This window comes from Pseudarthrobacter sp. rb (assembly GCF_056389225.1).
On sequence record NZ_JBWJAR010000001.1, the window covers coordinates 288,536 to 309,059 of the forward strand.

The 20,524-nt window shown below is 67.7% G+C and carries 16 protein-coding genes; 11 read left to right on the top strand and 5 right to left on the bottom strand.

Annotated features, from left to right (window positions below; translation table 11 throughout):
- Positions 1 to 702, bottom strand: a complete 702-nt coding sequence (locus ACWRN3_RS01290) for a TIGR03089 family protein (RefSeq protein ID WP_255174878.1) — start codon at positions 700 to 702, stop codon at positions 1 to 3.
- 390 nt (positions 703 to 1,092) lie between these two features.
- Between ACWRN3_RS01290 and ACWRN3_RS01295 the strand changes: the two genes are divergently transcribed.
- Genes ACWRN3_RS01295 through ACWRN3_RS01305 form a run of 3 tightly spaced genes read left to right on the top strand, consistent with a single transcriptional unit; the run spans position 1,093 to position 6,777 of the window.
- Entirely contained in the window at positions 1,093 to 1,626 is a 534-nt protein-coding gene (locus ACWRN3_RS01295) for a WhiB family transcriptional regulator (RefSeq protein ID WP_159632517.1), read from the top strand.
- Positions 1,627 to 1,655: 29 nt separating this feature from the next.
- A complete protein-coding gene (locus ACWRN3_RS01300) occupies positions 1,656 to 5,021 on the top strand; it encodes a glycosyltransferase family 2 protein (protein ID WP_476739664.1) in 3,366 nt (1,121 codons plus the stop codon).
- On the top strand, positions 5,014 to 6,777 hold the full coding sequence (locus tag ACWRN3_RS01305) for a DUF5719 family protein (protein ID WP_476739665.1): 1,764 nt from the start codon (positions 5,014 to 5,016) through the stop codon (positions 6,775 to 6,777). Before ACWRN3_RS01300 ends, ACWRN3_RS01305 begins: the two co-directional genes overlap by 8 nt.
- A gap of 59 nt (positions 6,778 to 6,836) precedes the next feature.
- On the opposite strand, the gene ACWRN3_RS01310 is transcribed toward ACWRN3_RS01305, so the two are convergent.
- Complete coding sequence (locus tag ACWRN3_RS01310; protein WP_476739666.1) at positions 6,837 to 7,349, bottom strand: metallopeptidase family protein; 513 nt, start codon at positions 7,347 to 7,349, stop codon at positions 6,837 to 6,839.
- 118 nt (positions 7,350 to 7,467) lie between these two features.
- Here ACWRN3_RS01310 and ACWRN3_RS01315 point away from each other — a divergent pair, with 118 nt between their 5' ends.
- The 4 genes from ACWRN3_RS01315 (at position 7,468) to ACWRN3_RS01330 (ending at position 11,006) form a co-directional block, all read left to right on the top strand.
- Entirely contained in the window at positions 7,468 to 7,854 is a 387-nt protein-coding gene (locus ACWRN3_RS01315) for a DUF3499 domain-containing protein (protein ID WP_159632513.1), read from the top strand.
- 79 nt (positions 7,855 to 7,933) lie between these two features.
- Positions 7,934 to 8,161, top strand: coding sequence for a Trm112 family protein (locus ACWRN3_RS01320; protein WP_159632512.1), 228 nt, complete (start codon positions 7,934 to 7,936; stop codon positions 8,159 to 8,161).
- A 75-nt stretch (positions 8,162 to 8,236) separates the two neighbouring features.
- Positions 8,237 to 9,703, top strand: coding sequence for an adenosylhomocysteinase (gene ahcY / locus ACWRN3_RS01325; RefSeq protein ID WP_324644574.1), 1,467 nt, complete (start codon positions 8,237 to 8,239; stop codon positions 9,701 to 9,703).
- A gap of 64 nt (positions 9,704 to 9,767) precedes the next feature.
- On the top strand, positions 9,768 to 11,006 hold the full coding sequence (locus tag ACWRN3_RS01330) for a L,D-transpeptidase (protein ID WP_255174883.1): 1,239 nt from the start codon (positions 9,768 to 9,770) through the stop codon (positions 11,004 to 11,006).
- 1 nt (position 11,007) lies between these two features.
- Here ACWRN3_RS01330 and ACWRN3_RS01335 read toward each other — a convergent pair whose 3' ends face one another.
- On the bottom strand, positions 11,008 to 11,808 hold the full coding sequence (locus ACWRN3_RS01335) for an RDD family protein (protein WP_476739667.1): 801 nt from the start codon (positions 11,806 to 11,808) through the stop codon (positions 11,008 to 11,010).
- Positions 11,809 to 11,896: 88 nt separating this feature from the next.
- Here ACWRN3_RS01335 and ACWRN3_RS01340 point away from each other — a divergent pair, with 88 nt between their 5' ends.
- Both ACWRN3_RS01340 and ACWRN3_RS01345 read left to right on the top strand, forming a co-directional pair.
- Complete coding sequence (locus ACWRN3_RS01340; protein WP_324644576.1) at positions 11,897 to 12,889, top strand: stage II sporulation protein M; 993 nt, start codon at positions 11,897 to 11,899, stop codon at positions 12,887 to 12,889.
- Between the two features lie 124 nt (positions 12,890 to 13,013).
- Complete coding sequence (locus tag ACWRN3_RS01345) at positions 13,014 to 14,231, top strand: TIGR01906 family membrane protein (protein WP_324644577.1); 1,218 nt, start codon at positions 13,014 to 13,016, stop codon at positions 14,229 to 14,231.
- Here the strand turns inward: ACWRN3_RS01345 and ACWRN3_RS01350 are convergent.
- Positions 14,222 to 16,051, bottom strand: a complete 1,830-nt coding sequence (locus ACWRN3_RS01350) for an AMP-dependent synthetase/ligase (RefSeq protein WP_324644578.1) — start codon at positions 16,049 to 16,051, stop codon at positions 14,222 to 14,224. The two genes, ACWRN3_RS01345 and ACWRN3_RS01350, sit on opposite strands and share 10 nt — an antisense overlap.
- Positions 16,052 to 16,118: 67 nt before the next feature.
- Entirely contained in the window at positions 16,119 to 17,846 is a 1,728-nt protein-coding gene (locus ACWRN3_RS01355) for a dolichyl-phosphate-mannose--protein mannosyltransferase (RefSeq protein ID WP_324644579.1), read from the bottom strand.
- A gap of 45 nt (positions 17,847 to 17,891) precedes the next feature.
- On the opposite strand from ACWRN3_RS01355, the gene rsmI reads away from it, so the two are divergent.
- Entirely contained in the window at positions 17,892 to 18,767 is an 876-nt protein-coding gene (rsmI, locus tag ACWRN3_RS01360; protein WP_324644580.1) for a 16S rRNA (cytidine(1402)-2'-O)-methyltransferase, read from the top strand.
- A gap of 204 nt (positions 18,768 to 18,971) precedes the next feature.
- On the top strand, positions 18,972 to 20,471 hold the full coding sequence (locus tag ACWRN3_RS01365; protein ID WP_224025469.1) for an NAD-dependent succinate-semialdehyde dehydrogenase: 1,500 nt from the start codon (positions 18,972 to 18,974) through the stop codon (positions 20,469 to 20,471).
- Positions 20,472 to 20,524: the final 53 nt, after the last annotated feature.

Genomic DNA, 20,524 nt, shown 5'->3' on the forward strand with positions numbered 1-20,524 from the left:
CTAGCTGCCGTGGATGCGTTCGTCCGCGCGCAGCTTGTCGGTGAGGGCCACATCGGGATGGGTCAGCACCACCGAACCGTCGCGCTGCCAGGCTCCCAGCGCACTGGACAACGCTGATTCGAGTCCCCGGTCTGCGGGGATATGAACCCTGGCGCCGTCCTCATGCTGCAGGGCAAAACCGGTCAACAAGTCCCGGTGGGGGACGGTATGCCCGTCGGCGGTCCGGAGGGCGCAGCCTGCCGGATCCGGATCGGTGTGCGGCATGAACACGTCCCCGTGGGAACGCACTTCGGCCGCGTAGTCGATCCAACCCGCGGGAAGACCGCCGGCCCACCGCATGGCGAGGGCGGGGAGCGCCACGGCGATGACAGCGCCATGCTGCCCAGTGGCCGCAGTGGGATCGTCCGTGGCGAGGAAGTCGGCCGGGCCGCCGTCGAATACTGTTTCCAGGCCAAGCTGCCAGCCGGCCAGCGCCCACACCATGGCTTTCCAGTGCGCCGGAAGGGCAAGCCGCAGCCGCATGCCCGGCTCCGCGTCCAGTTCGTCCTGGAGCAGGTTGCTGGTCTTTGCCACCCAGTTGTCCAGGACCCGTCCGGACAATTCCACCCGCTCCGAGTCTGGGCCGTACCACGTGAGGCGTGGGGCCGTGGAGTTGCCCGAGCGAAGGGTGCCCATCAGGTCGATTGCGGGGGTTGTCGTCATGGTTTCATCCTGCCACTCCGGTTTTGCCCCGGTCATCCGGCGGCAGCGGCGTTTCCCTCGCACGCAACAGGAAGTGATGTTAATCACTATCGTTGCTAAGTGTGCTTGCTATTTCGGCGAAGACCGGGTATTTTCCCCGCCAGCCCTGCGTTTTGGAGGGGTTTCAGGCCCCTAACGCCACGCTGCCGTCCCCGCCACGCCGGGGCCGGGGAAAATCCCGGGCGTGGCGTACGCAAACTTCTGAACCGGGACTGTCTATTATCCCGGCAGCGGCTTGACTAGCCCTAGTTACACACGTGTAATTAGGTAACTAAAGCAATTGCGTAAATACCGGCACACAACCGAGTGTCCACGTATCCAGGCAGTGGCTGAAACATCAGGAGGGTCGCCGTGGGGCAAGCAGAGCGTATCCAGGAAGATGCCGTCGTGGCCGGTCAGGCAACGGCAAAGTACCGTGCGCGGGGGGTGCCCAGCGATTGGTACGTGGATCCCGCCGATCCTGATGCTGCGGAGCGGTACAACAGGAATTCCACCAGCGTCCTCGAAGACCAGGCTACGGCGTTCCTTGCAGCGCATGAAGCCCTCCTGGACGGCGGCGCGGAGCCGGAAGACGACCTCGATCCGCCCATGGAAATTGCTGCCGCCGGGACGGCCCAGCCGGTCTGGATCGGGCTGCCGCTCCAGCAGGACTTCGACGACGAAGGTGAACTGGGCTGGCAGACGGACGCTCTGTGCGCACAGACGGATCCGGAGGCCTTCTTCCCCGAAAAGGGCGGCTCCACCCGCGATGCCAAGAAGGTTTGCGGCGCCTGCAACGTGAGGTCCCAGTGCCTTGAGTACGCGTTGGCCAATGACGAACGGTTCGGTATCTGGGGAGGCCTTTCCGAGCGTGAGCGCCGGCGGCTAAGGAAGCGAGCAATCTAATTCTTCAGGACGTCCATGTCACTGCCGTTGTGGTTGCCCACAACGGCAGTGCCTATCTGCCCAGAACCCTTTCAGCCCTGGCGGCCCAAACCCGCCCGGCTGACCGTGCCGTTGGCGTCGACACCGGCTCCGGCGACGATTCCTGCAGCCTCCTCAGGGAGGCCCTGGGCGACGCCGCCGTTCTCAGCCAACCCCGGGGCAAAGGCGGCATGGGTGCCGCCGTCTCCGCCGCGCTTTCAGCGCTGGTGCCCTTCGACGGAAACGCCGACGGTGGCCGGACAGAGTGGATCTGGCTGCTGCACGACGACGCCGCGCCCGCGCCGGAAGCCCTCGCGGAACTTTTGGGCGCTGTGGAGCGCGCACCCTCGGTGACTGTTGCCGGCTGCAAGCAACTGGACTGGCATTCGCCGCGGAAACTGATGGACGTGGGCCTTTCCACCAGCAGGTGGGCCGAGCGGCTTACGCTCATCGACGCCGATGAGATGGACCAGGGCCAATACGACGGACGCACCGATACCTTCGCCGTGAATTCCGCCGGCATGCTGGTGCGCCGCGACGTCTGGGAACACCTGGGCGGTTTCGATCCCGCCCTCCCCGGCAGCGGCGACGACGTCGACTTCTGCTGGCGGAACCGCCTGGCGGGACACCGCGTGGTGGTGGTGCCCGCGGCCAGGATGTTTCATGTGGCGCACCGGCCGCACGCCCTGGGCAACCCATCCGCAGCCCGCAAGGCGCAGGTCCACCTGCGCCTGAAGCACAGCCCGCTGTGGATGGTTCCCATCCATGGCCTCGGCGCATTGCTTGGCAGCCTCTTCAAGCTGGTCCTGAGCATCGTGGTCAAAGACCCCGGCCACGGCATCTCCCAACTTCTTGCCACGTCCGCCGCCCTGGGGCGGCCCAGGGCCGTGGCCAAGGCCCGCCGGGCAGCCAAACGTACGCGCCGCATCCGCCGCTCCGTCATCCGCAAGCTCCAGACCCCGCGCCGTGAGGTGTGGAGCCACCGCCGGTCCTTGATGGAGGCGCTGGGATCCGACGGGTCAGGCGCCGACCACCTCGTGCAGGATCCGCTCGCGCACCAGCCCACCGGCGACGCCGCGGACGACTTTGCCGCCCTCGCCACCAGCAAGCGCGGCTGGGTGGGCAACGGTGCCCTGGCAGCCGTCATCATCGCGTCTGTGGCCTCGCTGCTGGCGCTGGCAGGACTGTTCCGGGCCCAGGCTGTAACCGGCGGCGCCCTGATCCCCGTGTCCGCGGGGCTGGGGGACATCTGGCACAACGCCTCCAGCTGGTGGATCAGCCTGGGTGCGGGCCTTCCCGGCCGAGGCGATCCCTTCGACTATGTCCTGTGGGTCATCGGCCTCTCCGGCGGAGGCGATGCCAACGCCGCCATGGCCTGGCTGCTTCTGCTCGGTGCCCCGCTGTCCGGACTCACCGCGTGGTTCGCCGCCGGCGGGGTGACCGAACGCCGCCGGCTCCGTTTCGCGGCCGCAATCTTCTGGGCTGCCGCACCGGCGCTCCAGGCCGCGCTGAACCAGGGGCGGGCAGGGGCGTTGATCGCGCACATCATGCTGCCGCTGGTCGTCCTGGGCCTGCTGCGCGCAACGGGCTCGGCCGTTGGACACGGACGGTTCAGCACCACCGCGGCGTCCATCTACCCGGCTGGTGAGCAACTCCCGGCCAAGGCGGGCATCAACGGAGTCCCGTCGTGGACAGCGGCCGCAGCTGCCGGCCTGGCGCTGGCGGTCACCACCGCGTCGGCGCCCTCCCTGCTCATCCCCGCCACCGTGGTCGTCGTGCTGTGCGGCCTCCTGCTGGGATGGCGCGGACGGACAGTGTGGTGGGCGCTGCTGCCCAGCGCAGCCCTGTTTGTCCCCTTTGCACTGTCCACACTCGACAGGCCGCGTGCACTCCTGGCCGACCCGGGACTCCCACTGGGATTCGACGCCGCTCCGCTGTGGCAGCAAATCCTGGGCCAGCCCTTGTCATTCGACCCCGCCGGCGGCCTCCAGGGATTGGCGGCCTTCACGGGCGGGACAGCGCCCTGGGCCCTGCTGCTGGCCGTGCTCATCGCAGGACCGGTGTTGATCCTTGCCATTGTGGGACTCTTCAGCGCCGGACGCCGCGCCCGGACTGCCAGATGGTTCTGGACCGGTTCCATCATTGCTCTGGCCGGTGGTTGGCTGGCAGGCCACGTTGCCACCGGCCTGAGCGCGGATGTCATGGTGACGCCATTCCCCGGACCCGCAGTGTCCGCCGCGTCCTTTGCCCTCCTTGCAGCCGCCCTCCTCGGTGCCGAACAACTGCTGTCCGCAGCCGACCGGGCTTCCGGTGACGGCGCGAAGACCGGGACGGCGGCCCGCACCGTCCTGGCGCTCGGCCTGGTGGTACTGCTGGCCGGGCCACTGGCAGGCATGGCCGCCTGGTCCGCGCAGAACCTGCTGCGTCCGGCCACCGCTGCCGCACCCGCACCCCAGGCTGTCCCACCCGCTTCATCCGCTGCGGCGTCCGGGAACGGGGGAGCGCTGGGTGCTGCGCGGCTGGTGCAGGCCGCGACCGGACGCTCCCTTCCCGCCACCGCCATAGACCGCGGAACCGGTCCGGAACAGACGCGCACCCTCCTGCTCAGCACCGGAGACGACGGCACCTTCAGCGCGTCGTTGATGCGCGGGTCCGGCACAACGCTGGACAGCCTCTCCGCCATCGCCTCCGCCCGAAACATCATCGGTGCCCCCGGTGCTGAAGAAGTGCGCGACGACGACGACGTCACCGCAGCCGTCCGACGCGTTGTAGCCACCATGGTTGCGGGGCAGGGCGTGGATCCCCGTTCCGACCTCGAACAGCTCGGCGTTGGCTTCGTGGTGCTCCGCTCCGCGGATACCGCCGCCCAGCTGACCGCAAGCCGGATGGACGCAGTCCCCGGCCTGGTGGCCGTGGGGCAGACCGACGTCGGCTGGCTGTGGCGGATCAGCCCGCTGAACCAGCGGAGCCTCCAGGCCGCCGACGTGGCGCACCGTGTCCGTATTGTTGACGCCGGCGGTTCGGCCACAGCGTTGGTCGCTTCCGGCACCGACGACGTCGACGCAGCTGTCCCTGGGGGACCGGAAGGCCGCCTGGCAGTACTTGCCGAGCGGGCGGATCCCGGGTGGAGTGCCTGGCTCGACGGGCGGAAGCTGACCTCCACCACCTCCGGCTGGGCACAGGCCTTCACCCTCCCCGCGACCGCCGGCCAGCTGACGGTCCGCTACGAGAACCCGTGGTCGTTCTGGGCTGCTGCCAGCCAAATCGTGGTGATTGGGCTCACCGTCATCCTCGCAATCCCCATGCCCGCCCGGCGGCCGCGGACCGGCCTCTCACGGGACGAGGGCTCCCTGCGTAAGGAACACCAACATGCATGAGCACACCCCACCGGCTGCCAAGGCGGGGGCCGGCGCTGGAGCGCCGGACGCTGCCGAGGCGCCGCTGCCCGCCCAACAGCCGGCACCGGAGGGGAAACCCGCTTCCGCCGGAGAGCTTGCCGTAGCGGAAACCGGAGCCGGCCGCGGCCGGAAGACGTCCGGCAGCGGCTCCACTCGGATGCCTGGCGGGAAGGGCCGTGCCGCTTCCGTCGCCGGAGTGGCGGCAGGCGTCCTGATTCTTGCCGGCGGCGGAGCTGTAGTGGCCGCCGGATCGTTGATGCCCGAGCCTGCCTCCAGCCGGACGGTCCCGGCTGCCGAAGCCGCTGTTCCCGCGGGGGCGAGCCTCGGCGTGTGCCCGGGTCCTGCGCGGCTGCTGGAGGGCACCGAGGCCGGCACCGATGCCCAGTTCCGGCCCGAATCGGCCACTGCGGCAACCCGGGTCAGTGCGGCAGTGCTCAGCGCCGGAGGTGTGCTGCCGGGGAGCCGGATGGCGCACCTGGATGGGACGGCCGCCGTCGACATCGCCAAGGACCCGGGTCCGGCGCCCACGCCCGGGGCCCCCCAGGAACTCCGTGCCGGAGTGGTGGCGGACCGCACCGTGGACCAGGTGAACGTCCTGAGCGCCAACGCCGTGGCAAACCAAAATGCGTCCGCCGCGGGCGCCATGAAATACACGGCCACCGACGGCGACCTGCAGGGCAGTGCTGCGGCCACCTGCGTGCAACCCTCGAACGACCAATGGCTGGCGGGTGCCAGCACCACGGTTGGCCGCACCTCCATCCTCGCGCTGACCAACGCCTCCAGCACACCAGCCACGGTGAGCCTTGAACTGTTCGGCTCGGGCGGCCAAATCCAGGCGCCCGGCAGCCGGGGGCTGCTGGTGGCCCCCGGCACCACACGCAGCGTAGTCCTCGCCGGCCTCGCACCCAACGAGTCCCAGCTCAGCGTGCACGTCCGCAGCGCCGGTGGACCGGTTGCAGCCTCGATCCAGCAAAGCTTCCTGCGCGGCCTTACCCCGGGCGGGGTGGACTACATCAGCCCCGGGACTGCCCCTGCGGTCCGTCAGGTGATGACAGGAGTGGACATCCAGGACCCAGCCGGACTCGCTGCCCTGACGGCACAGCCCGGGTACCGTGACGCCGGGCCGGCCCTCGAACTGACCGTTCCCGGCGCCTCCGATGCTGTGGTGGAAATCAAGCTGTACGGACGGGACGGCCAGCACGCGCTTCCCTCCGGCGGCGTCATCACCGCAAAAGCCGGTTCAACCACCGAGGTGTCGCTGGCCGGGGTACCCGCCGGGCAGTACACGGTAGCCGCCTCATCCGACGTCTCCTTCCTCGCCGCCGCACGGATGAGCCGCGGGCTCCAGGCGGGACAAGCCTCGGATGTGGCGTGGGCGGCATCGGCCGTGCGGCTCGGCAGCCAGCACGTGGTTCCAGTCCCCAAGGGCGGCCAGCGCCAACTGGTGTTCGGGGTCCTGGATACCAGGGCCACCATTACCTATGCCCCCATCACGGCTGACGGAAAGGTGCGTGCCGCGGCCTCCGCAGACATAGCGGGCGGCACCACGGCCTCCATCAGCATTCCTGCCCAGGCCGAGGGCGCGGACGTGGTGGGCTATGTGGTCTCCGCCTCCGGTGACGCCGCCTATGGAGCGGTGCTCGTGGGGCAGGATGGGCGCAACGATGTTTCCTCACTGGCCTTCCTGGCTGCTGCTGCGGGCCAGGAAACGGTGCCGGTCACGCTGGGCTACTAAGGCGGCCCCCCGCTACTAAGGAGGTGACGGAGGTCCGGGCTCTGCGTGGCGGCGCCGGTTCAGTAGCGGCGGCGGTACACGGGATCCAAGGTCTCCGGTGCCACGCCAAGCATCTCCGCCGTGTGTTCGACCACCACGTCGTGGACCAGGTCCTGGAGCTCTTCGACGCTGGAGCACGCCTGTTCCACCACGCGCCGGTACAGCGTAATCATGGGTCCGTCCTCACCCGCGGCGGGTGTGTAGGAGCCCATGGGTGGCGTGGACGCATTCGCGGCCAGCTGCTCGAGGTCCGGCGGGATCTCATCCACGCCAAACCGTACGCCGTCCAGGGTCTTGCCCCAGATGTCGTGCAGCCGCTGGGCTGAGTCCAGCACCATGTCGTCGAAGCGGTCGGCGCGCGTGCGGTATCCGGGATGGGTGGGCAGCATCACCTCGCCACGGAGGCCGCGGCCGTGCCGGTTCCGGCGCCGCCTGGAGAAGCTCCTGCCGGCGGTTTCCACACCCGATGCCGCGGGGGCATCCGGGTCAGCCAACCGGACCGAAAAACCTGATTCATGGTTCGATGACTGCATACATCGACTGTAAACCCGGGGGAGCATTTACGCGATACATCCCCTCTGCTCCGGGGGCGCGTCGGGCCTTGCCTGCAATGCACGGGTTTTGGGTGCCGAAGGGGTAGTCTGTGATGTCGTGGGAGCTATCCGTCAATGTTCAAGGTCTGCCTGCCGCCAGTCGGCGGTAGCCACCCTGACGTACGTGTACGCGGACTCCACCGCCGTCCTGGGTCCGCTCGCCACCTACGCCGAACCGCACTGCTACGATCTCTGCGAGCAGCACGCTGATTCTTTGACGGTGCCCCGCGGCTGGGAAGTACTGCGCCTGGCAATGCCGTCCACCCCGCAGCAGCCGGGACCCGATGACCTGCTGGCGCTTGCCAACGCTGTTCGCGACGCCGCCGCCCTCCCTCCGGAGCCGCAGGCGCCTGCCCAGCGGGCACACCATTCCGCCCTGGAAGCTCCGGCCGGCACCGAAGGCGCACGTCGGGGGCACCTGCGGGTCCTCCGGGAACCTTCCTGAGCCCCATCTGGCGGTAGGCTGGAAGCTGCACATCTTTTCCGCTACCGGCGCGAGCGCGCCCGCCAGGGAGCATGAACAAATGCCAAAGATCAGTCCCGAGCTGTTGTCCGTCCTGCGTTGCCCCGTGACCGGCTCGCCCCTGGTCCAGGAGGGGGAGGAGCTGGTGGCCACCGCCGCCGGGGATACGGGCGTCAGGAACCGGTACGCCATCGAGGACGGGATCCCTTTGCTGCTGCCTCCGGAGCTGCTGGCTGCAGCAGCCTCGGCAGGTTCCGACCAGCACGATCCCGCTGCGGCAGGGCACTAGTTCGCCTGCCTCCGCACGCACAGAAACAGCAGCACGGGGACTGGACCAGGACCCGGACCAAGCAAAGGACCACCCATGACTTTTGACTACAAAGTTGCCGACATCTCGCTGGCGGAAGCCGGCCGGCACCAGATCCGCCTGGCCGAGCACGAAATGCCCGGCCTGATGTCCCTCCGCGAGGAGTTCGGCCCCACCCAGCCCCTCAAGGGTGCCCGCATTGCCGGTTCCCTGCACATGACGGTGCAGACCGCCGTGCTGATCGAGACCCTTACGGCACTGGGCGCCGAGGTCCGCTGGGCCTCCTGCAACATCTTCTCCACCCAGGACGAAGCCGCCGCAGCCGTGGTGGTGGGCAAGGGCACCGTCGAGGATCCGCAGGGCGTGCCGGTGTTCGCCTGGAAGGGCGAGACCCTTGAGGAATACTGGTGGACCGCCGAACAGATCCTCACCTGGCCCGGCGCCGAAACCAACCCCGAGCTCGGTCCCAACATGATCCTGGACGACGGTGGCGACGCCACCATGCTGGTGCACAAGGGTGTGGAGTTCGAGGCCGTTGGCAACGTTCCGTCCGCGGATCCCGAGGATTCGGAGGAATACGGCATCTTCCTCGACGTGCTGCGCCGTTCCCTGGCCGCAGACGCGCAGAAGTGGACCCGGACCGCTGCCACGATCAGGGGCGTCAGCGAGGAAACCACCACCGGCGTCCACCGCCTGTACCAGCTGGCTGACCAGGGCAAGCTGCTCTTCCCTGCCATCAACGTCAACGATTCCGTGACCAAGAGCAAGTTCGACAACAAGTACGGCATCCGCCACTCCCTGCCCGACGGCATCAACCGGGCCACGGATGTGCTCATGGGCGGCAAGGTCGCCGTCGTGTGTGGCTATGGCGACGTGGGCAAGGGTGCCGCCGAGGCCCTCCGCGGCCAGGGTTCGCGCGTGATCGTCACGGAGATTGACCCTATCTGCGCGCTGCAGGCAGCCATGGACGGCTACCAGGTGGCCAAGCTGGAATCCGTCCTGGCGCAGGGCGACATCTTCATCACCACCACGGGCAACAAGGACGTCATCCTGGCCGAGCACATGGCCGGTATGAAGAACAAAGCGATCGTGGGCAACATCGGCCACTTCGACAACGAAATCGACATCGCCGGGCTGGCCCGCATCCCGGGCGTCAAAAAGGTCGAAATCAAGCCGCAGGTCCACGAATGGGTCTTCGATGAAGGCACCGCCACCGAACGGTCCATCATCGTCCTGTCCGAAGGCCGCCTGCTGAACCTCGGCAACGCCACGGGCCACCCGTCATTCGTCATGAGCAACTCCTTCGCCAACCAGACCATCGCCCAGATCGAGCTGTGGACCAAACGGGACCAGCACGAGTATGAGAACAAGGTCTACGTCCTGCCCAAGGTCCTGGATGAAAAGGTGGCGCGGCTGCACCTGGACGCCCTGGGCGTTGAGCTCACCGAACTGAGCAAGGACCAGGCGGAGTACCTGGACATCGATGTGGCCGGCCCCTACAAGCCTGACCACTATCGTTACTGAGACGTAAGGGCCCGGGCGCGTTCAAGCGCCCGGGCCGTTATTTTCTGCACGTAGGATCGAAAACATGGAGCCTGATGTAAAGCCCCGTCGCAAGGGGACCACCAAGAAAGTCCTTGCCGTGGCGGCCGTCTGTGTCCTGGCTGCCGTGGGCGGGGTTTTCGCCGCTGTCGCTCCAGGCCTTGCGGGCGGACCCCTTGAATCCGAGGCAGGCTCCGCACTGCGGACATCGCCGGGCATCGCATCGCCCGTTGTGCCGCCGGTCAAGCTTGACGCCGCCCCGGCCAACGGTGCCAAGCAGGTCAATCCCGCCGCCCCGGTGTCCCTGAAGGTAGGCAACGGGATCATCCAGCGTGTCACCCTCGCCAGCACTGCCGGGAAGACCATTGACGGCAGCATTGACCCCAGTGGGACGTCGTGGTCCGCCACCGCTCCCTTGGAGTTCAACACCGAGTACAGCTACACGTACGTGGTCAAGGACACTGCAGGACGCGAAACCAGCACCACCCAGTCCTTCAACACCGTCTCCAGCTCGCATGAGGCGGACGCCGCCATCTATCCGCTGAACGGCATGAAGGTTGGCGTCGGCCAGCCCCTGCAGATCATCTTCAGCGAGCCCGTGACCAACCGTGCCGCCGTGGAAAAGGCCATCAAGGTCACCACCACGGCAGGACAGGCCGGAGCCTTCCACTGGTACAGCGACACCATGGTCCGGTACCGGCCCGAGAACTTCTGGGCGGCGAACTCCACCATCACCATGGACATGCAGCTTTTCGGCGTCGACCTTGGGAACGGCCAGATCGCGAACTTCAACAAGAAGGTGAACGTCAACATTGGGGACAAGAAGGTGGCCGTCGCGGACGCCACAGCCCACACGTTCACGCTGAGCGTCAACGACCAGCCCGTCAAGACGCTGCCCGTCAGCATGGGGGACAAGCGCTTCCCTTCCGCCAAGGGATACGCGGTGCTGATGGAAAAGAACCGGTTCGACCACTTCAGGGCTGCCAGCATCGGCCTGAAACCGGGTGACCCCGCCTTTTACGGTGAGGCCGACGTCGAATACACCATCCGCCTTACCCTGAGCGGCGCCTACATCCACCAGGCACTCGAGTCCGCCTATCCGTACATCGGGAACACCAATGTGTCCCACGGCTGCATCGGGTTCCTCCCGGACGGGGCAGCCTGGGTGTTCGACAACATGGGAACCGGTGACGTCGTCCAGATCATCAATACCGAGGGTGATTATGCTGCGAACACCGACGGGTTTGGCGACTGGAACATTCCGTGGAGCGAGTACGACAACTGAGTCAATCGGCGAAGGGCAGGCGCTGCAGCCGCTGGCCTGTCTCCGTGTTCCGCCGGCGTGACTGCGTCAACCTGGTGTACTCCCTGTTCCGGCGTTCAGCGACGACGGCGGCCAGGTAGTCATCGGGACCGGTCCCGGTTGGCGGGGCGGGTGCCACATGGGCCGACAGTTCCTCGGCGATCGCCTGGGCCATCCCTGCCCTGGAAAGCGGAGCCATCCGCCCGGCCTGGCGGATGAACTGGGCGGCCCTGCGCGCCGTGGCGTCGGGGATACGTCCAATGTCCGCCGCGGCAGCCCAGGACTGCAGGTACGGCGGCACGAAAACCCGGACGGCCGCTTCCGCGGGAACCCGGCTGCGCACAGCGTACGTGCCGGCGAGCAGGTCGCCGAGCCGCCGGGATTTGTCGTTGAAGAGTGCCACGGCGAGGGCAAGCCCGCCAAACGTCAGGTAAATCTCAAGGAATCCGGTCAGCCCGCGGATCACGGCGTGACGGAAGCGGATGGCGCCCCCGTCCTCACGCACCACCCGCAGGCCGGTGGCCAGTTTGCCGAGCGACCGGCCCCGGCTCAGTGTTTCCACCCCCACCGGCACCATCACCAGGCAGAAAACGACGGCGGCCAGGCCAAGGGCGCGCGCGGCTGCATCGTCCAGGTCAGCGCCGGCGGCGGACAGGCCAATCATGATTAACACGAGCAGGACCACATGGACGACGACGTCGATGACCAGGCCCAGGGCCCGGGCAGCGAAGCTCGCGGGCCGCAGCTCGAGTACTACTGCCTCGCCGGTGATTATCTGGCTCACACTGCGTCCCCGCCCTTCGCAGCTGCTGGTATGGACCGTCCGATGGTGCGGACGGTCAAAGTCTAATGCCGGGCGCTAGGCTGTAGCCGTGGACATGGATGCCTTCGCCGCCGTTAACGCGGACAAATGGGCGCGGCTGCAGGAGCTCGCGGGAAAAGGCAGGCTCACCGGCGCCGAGTCTGACGAGTTGCTGGCGCTGTACCAGTCGACGTCCGGCCACCTGTCGCTGGTCCGTTCCGTGGCCCCGGAAAGCGGGCTGTCGGCATCCCTCTCCGCCACGCTTGCCCAGGCCAGGACGCGTTTTACCGGTGCACGGTCCAACGCCATGGCGGACCTTGCGAGGTTCTTCGTGGTGGCACTGCCGGCTGCGCTGTACCGACTGACCTGGCTGACGTTGGCGTGTGGAGCAGCCTTCGTCCTCATCGCCGCGGCGTACGCGGCATGGATCGGGACGTCACCGGAGGCACTCAGGGCCGTAGCCTCTGAGACCGCCGCCGCCCAGTACGTGGAGCAGGACTTTATCAACTACTACTCGGAGAACCCTGCAGCGTCCTTCGCCGGAGCCGTATGGACCAATAACGCGTGGATCAGTGCCCAGGCCGTGGCCCTGGGGATCACCGGGGTCTGGGTGCCGATGATCCTGTTCGGCAATGCCCAGGGAGTGGGCATTGCCGCCGGAATCTTCGCGTCCGCCGGCAAATCGGACGTTTTCTTCAGCTACATCCTGCCGCACGGACTGATGGAGCTGACCGCCGTCTTTGTTGCCTCGGCCGCGGGACTGCGGATCTTCTGGGCCATGGTCTCGCCCGGGCCGCGGACCAGGGGACGGGCGGTCGCGGAAGAAGGCCGGTCGCTGGTTACGGTGGCCGTGGGGCTGGTCTTCGTACTGTTCGTCTCGGGGTTGGTGGAAGGCTTTGTCACGCCCAGTCCGCTGCCTGCCTGGGCCAGGATCGGCATCGGTGCGGCAGTCCTCGCCGCGTACTGGATCTACGTCCTGGTGTGGGGCAGGCGCGCATTCCTCGCCGGGGAACGCGGCGACCTCCGCCGGGAAGACGCGGGCTACACGGAAATCGCTGCCTGAATCGTTGTAATCCTGCCGGGGTGGTTCCTCGCCCAGCGGAAGTCCCGGACGGTAGGCTCGAAAGCAGAATCGATTGCACCGGCGGCATGGGGCCGGTGCGGAACCCAACGGAAGTGACGCTGCTGTGAATGACGAAACACCGGTCCGCGCCAAAAGCGCTGCGCCGCAGCCGGAACCTTTGCTGGATACGTCCGGGGACTCCGATGAGCCCGCGTTCTCCTGGCTGACGCCCACTGGTGGCGGCAAGACCGGCGGCGACAAGTCCGGCGGGGGAGAACCCGGCGGCGACAAGTCCGGCAGGGGAGAACCCCTCGGCGACAGGCCTGACCGGCAGGAGTCCGTGGCGGAGGGTAAGGCCGCCCAACCCGAAAGCCGTGCACACCGAAAGGCTGCGGAAGCCGCCGTCGAATCCTCCGCCACGGGAAATCCCGCTGCCGGCCCGTCCGCTGCCGGCCGGGCCGGCGCCGGCCTGTCGACCGCCGCCACGTCCACGGATGGGCATGCCGGCAGCAGTGCTTCGCCGGTTTTCAACGAGCCCCTTCCCACCTCCGCCCTGCACGTCCGTCCCCCTGAGGAGGAAGTGGAGCGCCGCAACGCCCAGCGCGAAAGCGCCGCGAATGCCAAGCCTGTGGCTCCCCGCGTCATGCAGGTCCTGCTGGCCATCATCTACCCGTTCATCCTCCTGATCCTTGCCGTCCGCGCAGTGACCACCCCGCTCTTCCTCTGGGTGGAGTACAACCGTCCCGGTTTCCCGGGCGACGGCTATGGCTTCAGCACCGACGACAGGATGACCTACGGCTCCTACGCGGTGGACTACCTCCTCAATTGGGCCGGCCCGAGGTACCTGGGCGATCTGGTGCAGCGCGGCGGCGAAAAACTCTTCAAGGACGGCGAAGTCAGCCACATGGCCGACGTCAAGACGGTCATCATGTCCACCTTCGGCGCCGGTGCGCTGCTGCTTCTCCTGGCACTGATCGCAATCCTGTACCTGCGCAGGCGCAGCACCGGCGGAGTCCGGCGCGGCCTCTTCGCCGGCTCCATCATCACGCTGGTCCTCATCCTGGGCCTGGGCGCACTGGCGGCGCTGGGCTGGCAGCAGTTCTTCACCGAGTTCCACCGGATCTTCTTCGCTGACGGGTCCTGGACGTTCAGCCTGGACGACACCCTGATCAGGCTGTTCCCCAGCCAGTTTTGGATCGACGCCGGCATCGGCATCGGCGCCCTGGTGCTCCTGGCATCCATCGTGACGCTGGTGCTCACGTGGCCCACCCGACGCCGCCGAGGTGTTGCACCGCAGGAAAAGCGCGGGGACGCGGAACAGGAAAAGGTGGATCAGCCGTAGATTTTGGCGATCTCCGCCTGGAACTCCTTGACGACGGCGGCCCGCTTCAGCTTCAGTGACGGCGTCAGGTGCCCGGACTCTACGCTGAATTCGGCGTCCAGGAGCCTGAACGTTCGCACCGACTCGGCTTTGGACACCATCTGGTTGGCAAGGTCCACTGCCTCCTGAAGGGCGGCCAGGACCTGGGGGTCACCGGCAGCTTCACTGAGGGGGAGCGGAGGCAGGCCACGCTCGGACCGCCAGTCAGCAACGCCTTCCGGGTCCAGCGTCAGCAGGGCCGAGACGAAGGGCTTGCCGTCGCCCACCACCACCGCGTGGCCCACCAGCTGGTGGGCGCGGATCTTTTCCTCCAACGGCCCCGGCGCCACGTTCTTGCCGCCTGCAGTGACCAGCAGGTCCTTCTTCCGGCCGGTGACGGTGAGGAAGCCGTCCTTGTCCAGGACACCAAGGTCACCGGTGCGGAAGAAGCCGTCCACGAACGCCTCGGCGTTCGCCGCCGGGTTGCCGTGGTAGCCCCTGAAGACGCCGATTCCCTTGACCAGGATTTCGCCGTCTTCAGCCACGCGAATGGTGGTGCCTGGAATGGGGATCCCCACGGTTCCCACCTTGGTGCGGGACGGCGTGTTGGCGGTGCAGGGCGCCGTGGTCTCGGTCAGCCCGTAACCCTCCAGGACGGGAATGCCCACGCCACGGAAAAAGTGTGCATCCTCGGACGCCAGCGCACTGGCGCCGGAAACGGTGTATCCCACCTCTCCGCCCAGCGCCTGGCGCAGCCGCGGATAGACCAGCCGGTCGTACACTGCATGCCGGGCCCGGACCAGCAGCCCAGGACCCGGACCCTCGCCGCGGCTCTGCCGGTCAAGTTCCCGGGAGTACGCGATCGCGGCTGCTGCCGCGGCATCGAACAGCCTCCCCTTGCCTGCCACGGCGGCCTTGTGCGCTGCCGTTGCCCGGACCTTTTCGAAGATACGGGGCACCACCAGCAGGAAAGTGGGCCGGAACGTGCCGAGGTCTTCCAGCAGCTGCGCCGCACCGGGGGTGTGTCCCAGGGTTGCCCCTGCGGCCAGGCAGACCACCTGGACGGCCCGGGCCAGCACGTGGGCCAGCGGCAGGAACATCAAGGTGCGGGCCTGGTCCTTTTGCAGGATTTCGGGCAGGAACGCAACGATGTTCCGGGCCACCAGGGCGAAGTTCCCGTGCGTGATCTCGCACCCCTTGGGCTTTCCCGTGGTGCCCGAGGTGTACACCAGCGATGCGAGGTCGGACAGCCCCGCGCGGCTTCGCTGCCGCTCCAGCTCGGCATCGCTGACTCCGGTGCCTGCAGCGGCGAGGCTGGCAAGGTCCGGGGCCTCGCCGTCGTAATCCATCCGCACCACGTTGACCAGGCGGTCGCTGAGCTCGGCGGAACCTGCCACCACGCCGCTGACGAGCTGGACCGTGGCGCGGTCGCCGGCGAAGACGCGGCGGACTCCTGCGTCCTGGATGATCCACTGCACCTGGCTTGCGGAGGACGTCTCGTAGATGGGTACCGTGACGCCGCCGGCGAACCAGATGGCAAAGTCCACCAGCGTCCACTCATAGGAGGTGCGGGACATGACGGCCACGGTGTCGCCGGGCTCCAGGCCGCCGGCGATGAGGCCTTTGGCCAGGGCGCTGACGTCCTGCAGGAACTTCTGCGCGGTGACATCCACCCAGCCGTTGGGGCCCTTCCGCCGGTACAGGGCGTGGGCCGGGTTGGCGGCGTGCTGCTCCAGCAGCAGGTCCGTCACGTTGCTGCCGGCGTCAAGCTCAACCAGCAGTTCGGTACTCGCTTCTCTCACAGCAGGTCTCCGTTTCCGCTGCCACGCCGCGGCAGCGGCTCCATCAGGTCTCTGTTGCCATCCTGCCCTAGATCCAGGATGGCATCCACATCCGGACTTTCCAGTCGACGTACGGGATCACTTCGGCGGTCCAGATCGGGTAGAAGAATGCCGAGAGCAGTAATACCGCAGCAAGGAACAGGACCACCAAGTACAGGCCGGAGCGACGGCGCCACGGCGGATCCGAGGACCTTCCCAGCACCAGCCCCAGGCAGTACACCAGGGCCAGGACAAGGAACGGTTCAAAGGAGACCGCGTAGAAGTAGAACATGGTCCGCTCCGGATACATGAACCACGGCAGGTAGCCCGCAGCGACGCCGGCCAGCACGGCCCCGGCGCGCCAGTCCCGGCGTCCCGCCCACCAGAACAGCAGGACCACCAGCGCGATGGCCGCCGGCCACCAGATCAGCGGGTTCCCGACCGACAGGATGGCGGAGGTGCACTTGTCCACGTCACAGCCCGGGGTGCCCTGGGGCGGGGATTCATAGAAGAACGACGTGGGCCGCCCCATGACCAGCCAGCTCCAGGCGCTGGCCTGGTAGGGGTGCTCCGAACTCAGGCCCTGATGGAAGTTGTACGCTTCCAGGTGGTAGTGGACAAGGGACCTCACGGAGTCCGGGAGCCATCCCCATTCTGCCGAAGGGTTGCTTTCCGCCCAATGGCGGAAGTAGGCGTTGTCCGACAGGAACCAGCCTGTCCAGGTCGCCGAGTAGACGATCCCTGCCACAGGGACCATGCCGAGGAACGCCGGGATGCCGTCCCGGATGGCTCCGCCGCTGATCCAGCCCCGCATGCCCGCCACCCGCCGGGCGTTGAGGTCCCAGAGCACGGTGAGGAGGCCAAAGCCGGCCAGGAAGAACAGGCCCGACCACTTGGTTCCCACCGCCAGGCCCATGCAGACCCCGGCGGCAACCCGCCACCAGCGCACCCCCAGCCATGGGCCCGTCAGCAGGGCGCCGGCCGGTGGCTGTCCGCCGTTCGCGGCAGCGGCGCGTGCCAGCCGGGCCGCCAGGCGGCGGCGCCCATCGTCGCGGTCCATCAGCAGGGCACCGAAGGCGGCGAGGATCCAGAACGTGAGGAAGATGTCCAGCAGCGACGTCCGGGACATCACCAGGTGGTGGCCGTCGACGGCGAGGAGCAGCCCCGCGGCGCCCGCCAGGGGAAGCGAGCGGAACAGTTTCAGGGCGATCAGGGAGACCAGCAGCACGGTGAGGGTGCCTGTGAGTGCTGCCGCGAAGCGCCAGCCAAAGGGGTTCTCCGGCCCGAACAGCCACATGCCGGACGCAATCATCCATTTGCCCACCGGCGGATGGACCACATATTCGGGAGTGTTCAGCAGGACATCGGGGTTCCCGGCGTTGAAGGAATCATTGGCTTTGTCCGGCCAGCTGCGTTCGTAGCCGCTGATGAGGTAGGAGTAGGCGTCCTTGACGTAGTACGTCTCGTCGAACACCAGCTTGTGCGGCACTTCGAGGCGGATGAACCGGAGGAGGCCGCCGGCCACGGCCGTGAGCACCGGGACCAGGATGTACCAGAGCCGGAGCGACGGCGGGTAGTCGCGCCAGGATGGTCCGGTACCGATCAGCCTGGTCTTCAGCGCCTCGGCCGTGAACGCTTCATTCGGCCGGCTGATCCAGGGGCGGCCTGCTTTCCCGCCGTCTTCCCCTGCAGTGGCGCCGGTGCCGGCAGGGGATGCCGCCGGGCTGGGTTTCCCGGCCCCGGCGGGCCGCGTCGAGGTCTGCGTCACGAGCCCCATGCTACCTTTTGCGGCTGGAAGACCCTGCCGCAGTAGGCTTGGTGGGTGGACCCAAACCCCAGCCCCCTTCCCGAGCCCGCCCCTTCGACGGCGGGACGGATCGTCCTTGCCGCCACTCCCATCGGGAACACCGGCGATGCCTCCGCCCGGCTGGTGGAACTGCTGGGCACCGCGGACATCGTGGCGGCAGAAGACACCCGTCGGCTCCACCGCCTGGTCCAAAGCCTGGGTGTTGCCGTTGCGGGCCGCGTTATCAGCTACCACGAGCACAATGAGGCCACCCGGACGGCTGAGCTCCTGGACCAGGTCCGTGCAGGCAGCACGCTTCTGATGGTCACAGACGCCGGGATGCCTGCGGTGTCAGACCCCGGTTTCCGGCTGGTGGAGGGGGCCATCGCCGCGGGACTTCCGGTTACCGCTGTCCCCGGGCCGTCCGCGGTCCTCACGGCACTGGCACTGTCCGGCCTGCCCACCGACCGGTTCTGCTTTGAAGGATTCCTGCCCCGCAAGGCCGGTGAGAGGGCCTCGCGCCTCGCGGACCTTGCGGGGGAGCGGCGCACCATGGTGTTCTTCGAGGCACCGCACCGGCTTGAAGCCATGCTGCGGGCCCTGCGGGAGAGGTTCGGCCCGGACCGGCCCATCGCAGTGTGCCGCGAACTGACCAAGACGTATGAGGAAGTCATCCGCGGCACCGTGGGCGAACTCCTCCAGTGGGCTGAGGACAACGAGGTTCGCGGCGAGATTGCCGTAGTGCTTGGCGGCGCGCCCGAACAGACGGCCGGGACGCCCGAGGACCACGTTGCGGCCGTCAACGAACTGGTGGCCCAGGGCATCCGGCTGAAGGAGGCCGTAGCCGCCGTCGCCGAAGATGTCCGGGTCAGCAAGCGGGAGCTCTATTCAGCGGTCCTCGCCGCCCGCTAAGGCCCGTTAAGGCCCCGGCCGGTCCACTCCCGGGCCAGTGCTGCTGCTCTGTGCAGCTGCACAGCACGGCGGCGATTCCGCAGTGCGCAACGGCGTAGACCATGGGGTTGGCCCGCAGTAGTCTGGCTGTTAATCAGCCCCATGATCCCGGTCACTCCGGCCGCGGCGACGGGCTGCCACAACCCTACCGACGAGGGAGTCATCGTGACTGTCACTGCACAGCCGGCCGTTACCGCCGAGCGCGAAACCCGGCTTTTGGCCTCCGTTCCCACTGGGCTGCTCATCAACGGTGAGTGGCGCGACGCCGCGTCCGGCAAGACGTTCGACGTCGAGGATCCCGCCACCGGGAAGGTGCTGCTGAGCATTGCCGACGCCGGTCCCGAAGATGGTGCGGCGGCCCTGGACGCTGCCGCGGCGGCCCAGGAGTCCTGGGCGAAGGTACCGCCCCGCGAACGCGGGGAAATCCTCCGCCGGGCCTTCGACCTGGTGACGGAACGGGCCGAAGACTTCGCCCTCCTGATGACCCTGGAAATGGGCAAGCCACTGGCCGAAGCCCGCGGCGAAGTGACGTACGGGGCCGAGTTCCTGCGCTGGTTCTCGGAGGAAGCAGTACGTGCCTTTGGGCGCTACTCGGTGTCGCCGGACGGCAAATCCCGCCTCCTGGTGGCCAAGAAGCCCGTAGGCCCCTGCCTGCTGATCACCCCGTGGAACTTCCCGCTGGCCATGGCCACCCGCAAGATCGCGCCCGCCGTCGCTGCCGGCTGCACCATGGTGCTGAAGTCCGCAAACCTCACGCCGCTGACGTCCCAGCTGTTCGCCGCCGTCATGCAGGAGGCCGGCCTGCCCGCCGGTGTCCTCAACGTCATCCCCACCTCCACGGCTGGGGCCACCACGGGACCGCTGATCAAGGATTCCCGCCTCCGCAAGCTGTCCTTCACCGGCTCCACCGAGGTTGGCCGCCGCCTGTTGGCCGATGCCTCCGAAAACGTTCTGCGCACCTCCATGGAGCTGGGCGGCAATGCCCCGTTCCTGGTCTTCGAGGACGCCGACCTGGATGCTGCCGTCACCGGCGCCATGGCCGCAAAGCTCCGCAACATGGGCGAGGCCTGCACCGCTGCCAACCGGTTCATCGTCCATGAGTCGGTGGCGGCCGAATTCGCCGAGAAGTTCGCCGCGAAGATGAAGGAAATGACTACCGCCCGGGGCACCGAACCCGAATCCAAGGTGGGCCCGCTGATCGACGGCAAGAGCCGGGACAAGGTGCACGAGCTGGTCTCCGACGCCCTCGCCTCCGGTGCCAAGGCAGTCCTGGGCGGCGCTCCCGTGGAGGGCCCGGGCTACTTCTACCAGCCCACCATCCTCTCCGGCGTTTCCGAGGGGACCCGGATCCTGTCCGAGGAAATCTTCGGCCCGGTGGCCCCGATTATCACCTTCAGCAGCGAGGACGAGGCCGTCCGGCTGGCCAACAACACGGAATACGGGCTGGTGGCGTACGTCTTCACCAAGGACATCAACCGCGGTATCCGGATGGGCGAGCGGCTGGAAACCGGCATGCTCGGCCTGAACGCCGGGGTCATCTCCAACGCTGCAGCACCTTTCGGTGGCGTGAAGCAGTCGGGCCTGGGCCGCGAAGGCGGCCTGGAAGGCATCGAGGAGTACCTCTACACGCAGTACATCGGCATCGCCGACCCCTACGCCGGCTAGGCCCGGCAGTCCGCAAAACCACACGTGCCGGCCGGGACTTTCCCGGCCGGCAC

Bases quoted from the DNA above. Each gene is read 5' to 3' on its own strand.
- ahcY (WP_324644574.1), top strand. From the start codon at position 8,237: ATGACTTTTGACTACAAAGTTGCCGACATCTCGCTGGCGGAAGCCGGC.
- ACWRN3_RS01330 (WP_255174883.1), top strand. From the start codon at position 9,768: ATGGAGCCTGATGTAAAGCCCCGTCGCAAGGGGACCACCAAGAAAGTC.
- ACWRN3_RS01305 (WP_476739665.1), top strand. From the start codon at position 5,014: ATGCATGAGCACACCCCACCGGCTGCCAAGGCGGGGGCCGGCGCTGGA.
- ACWRN3_RS01320 (WP_159632512.1), top strand. From the start codon at position 7,934: ATGCCAAAGATCAGTCCCGAGCTGTTGTCCGTCCTGCGTTGCCCCGTG.
- ACWRN3_RS01355 (WP_324644579.1), bottom strand. From the start codon at position 17,846: ATGGGGCTCGTGACGCAGACCTCGACGCGGCCCGCCGGGGCCGGGAAA.
- ACWRN3_RS01310 (WP_476739666.1), bottom strand. From the start codon at position 7,349: ATGCAGTCATCGAACCATGAATCAGGTTTTTCGGTCCGGTTGGCTGAC.
- ACWRN3_RS01290 (WP_255174878.1), bottom strand. From the start codon at position 702: ATGACGACAACCCCCGCAATCGACCTGATGGGCACCCTTCGCTCGGGC.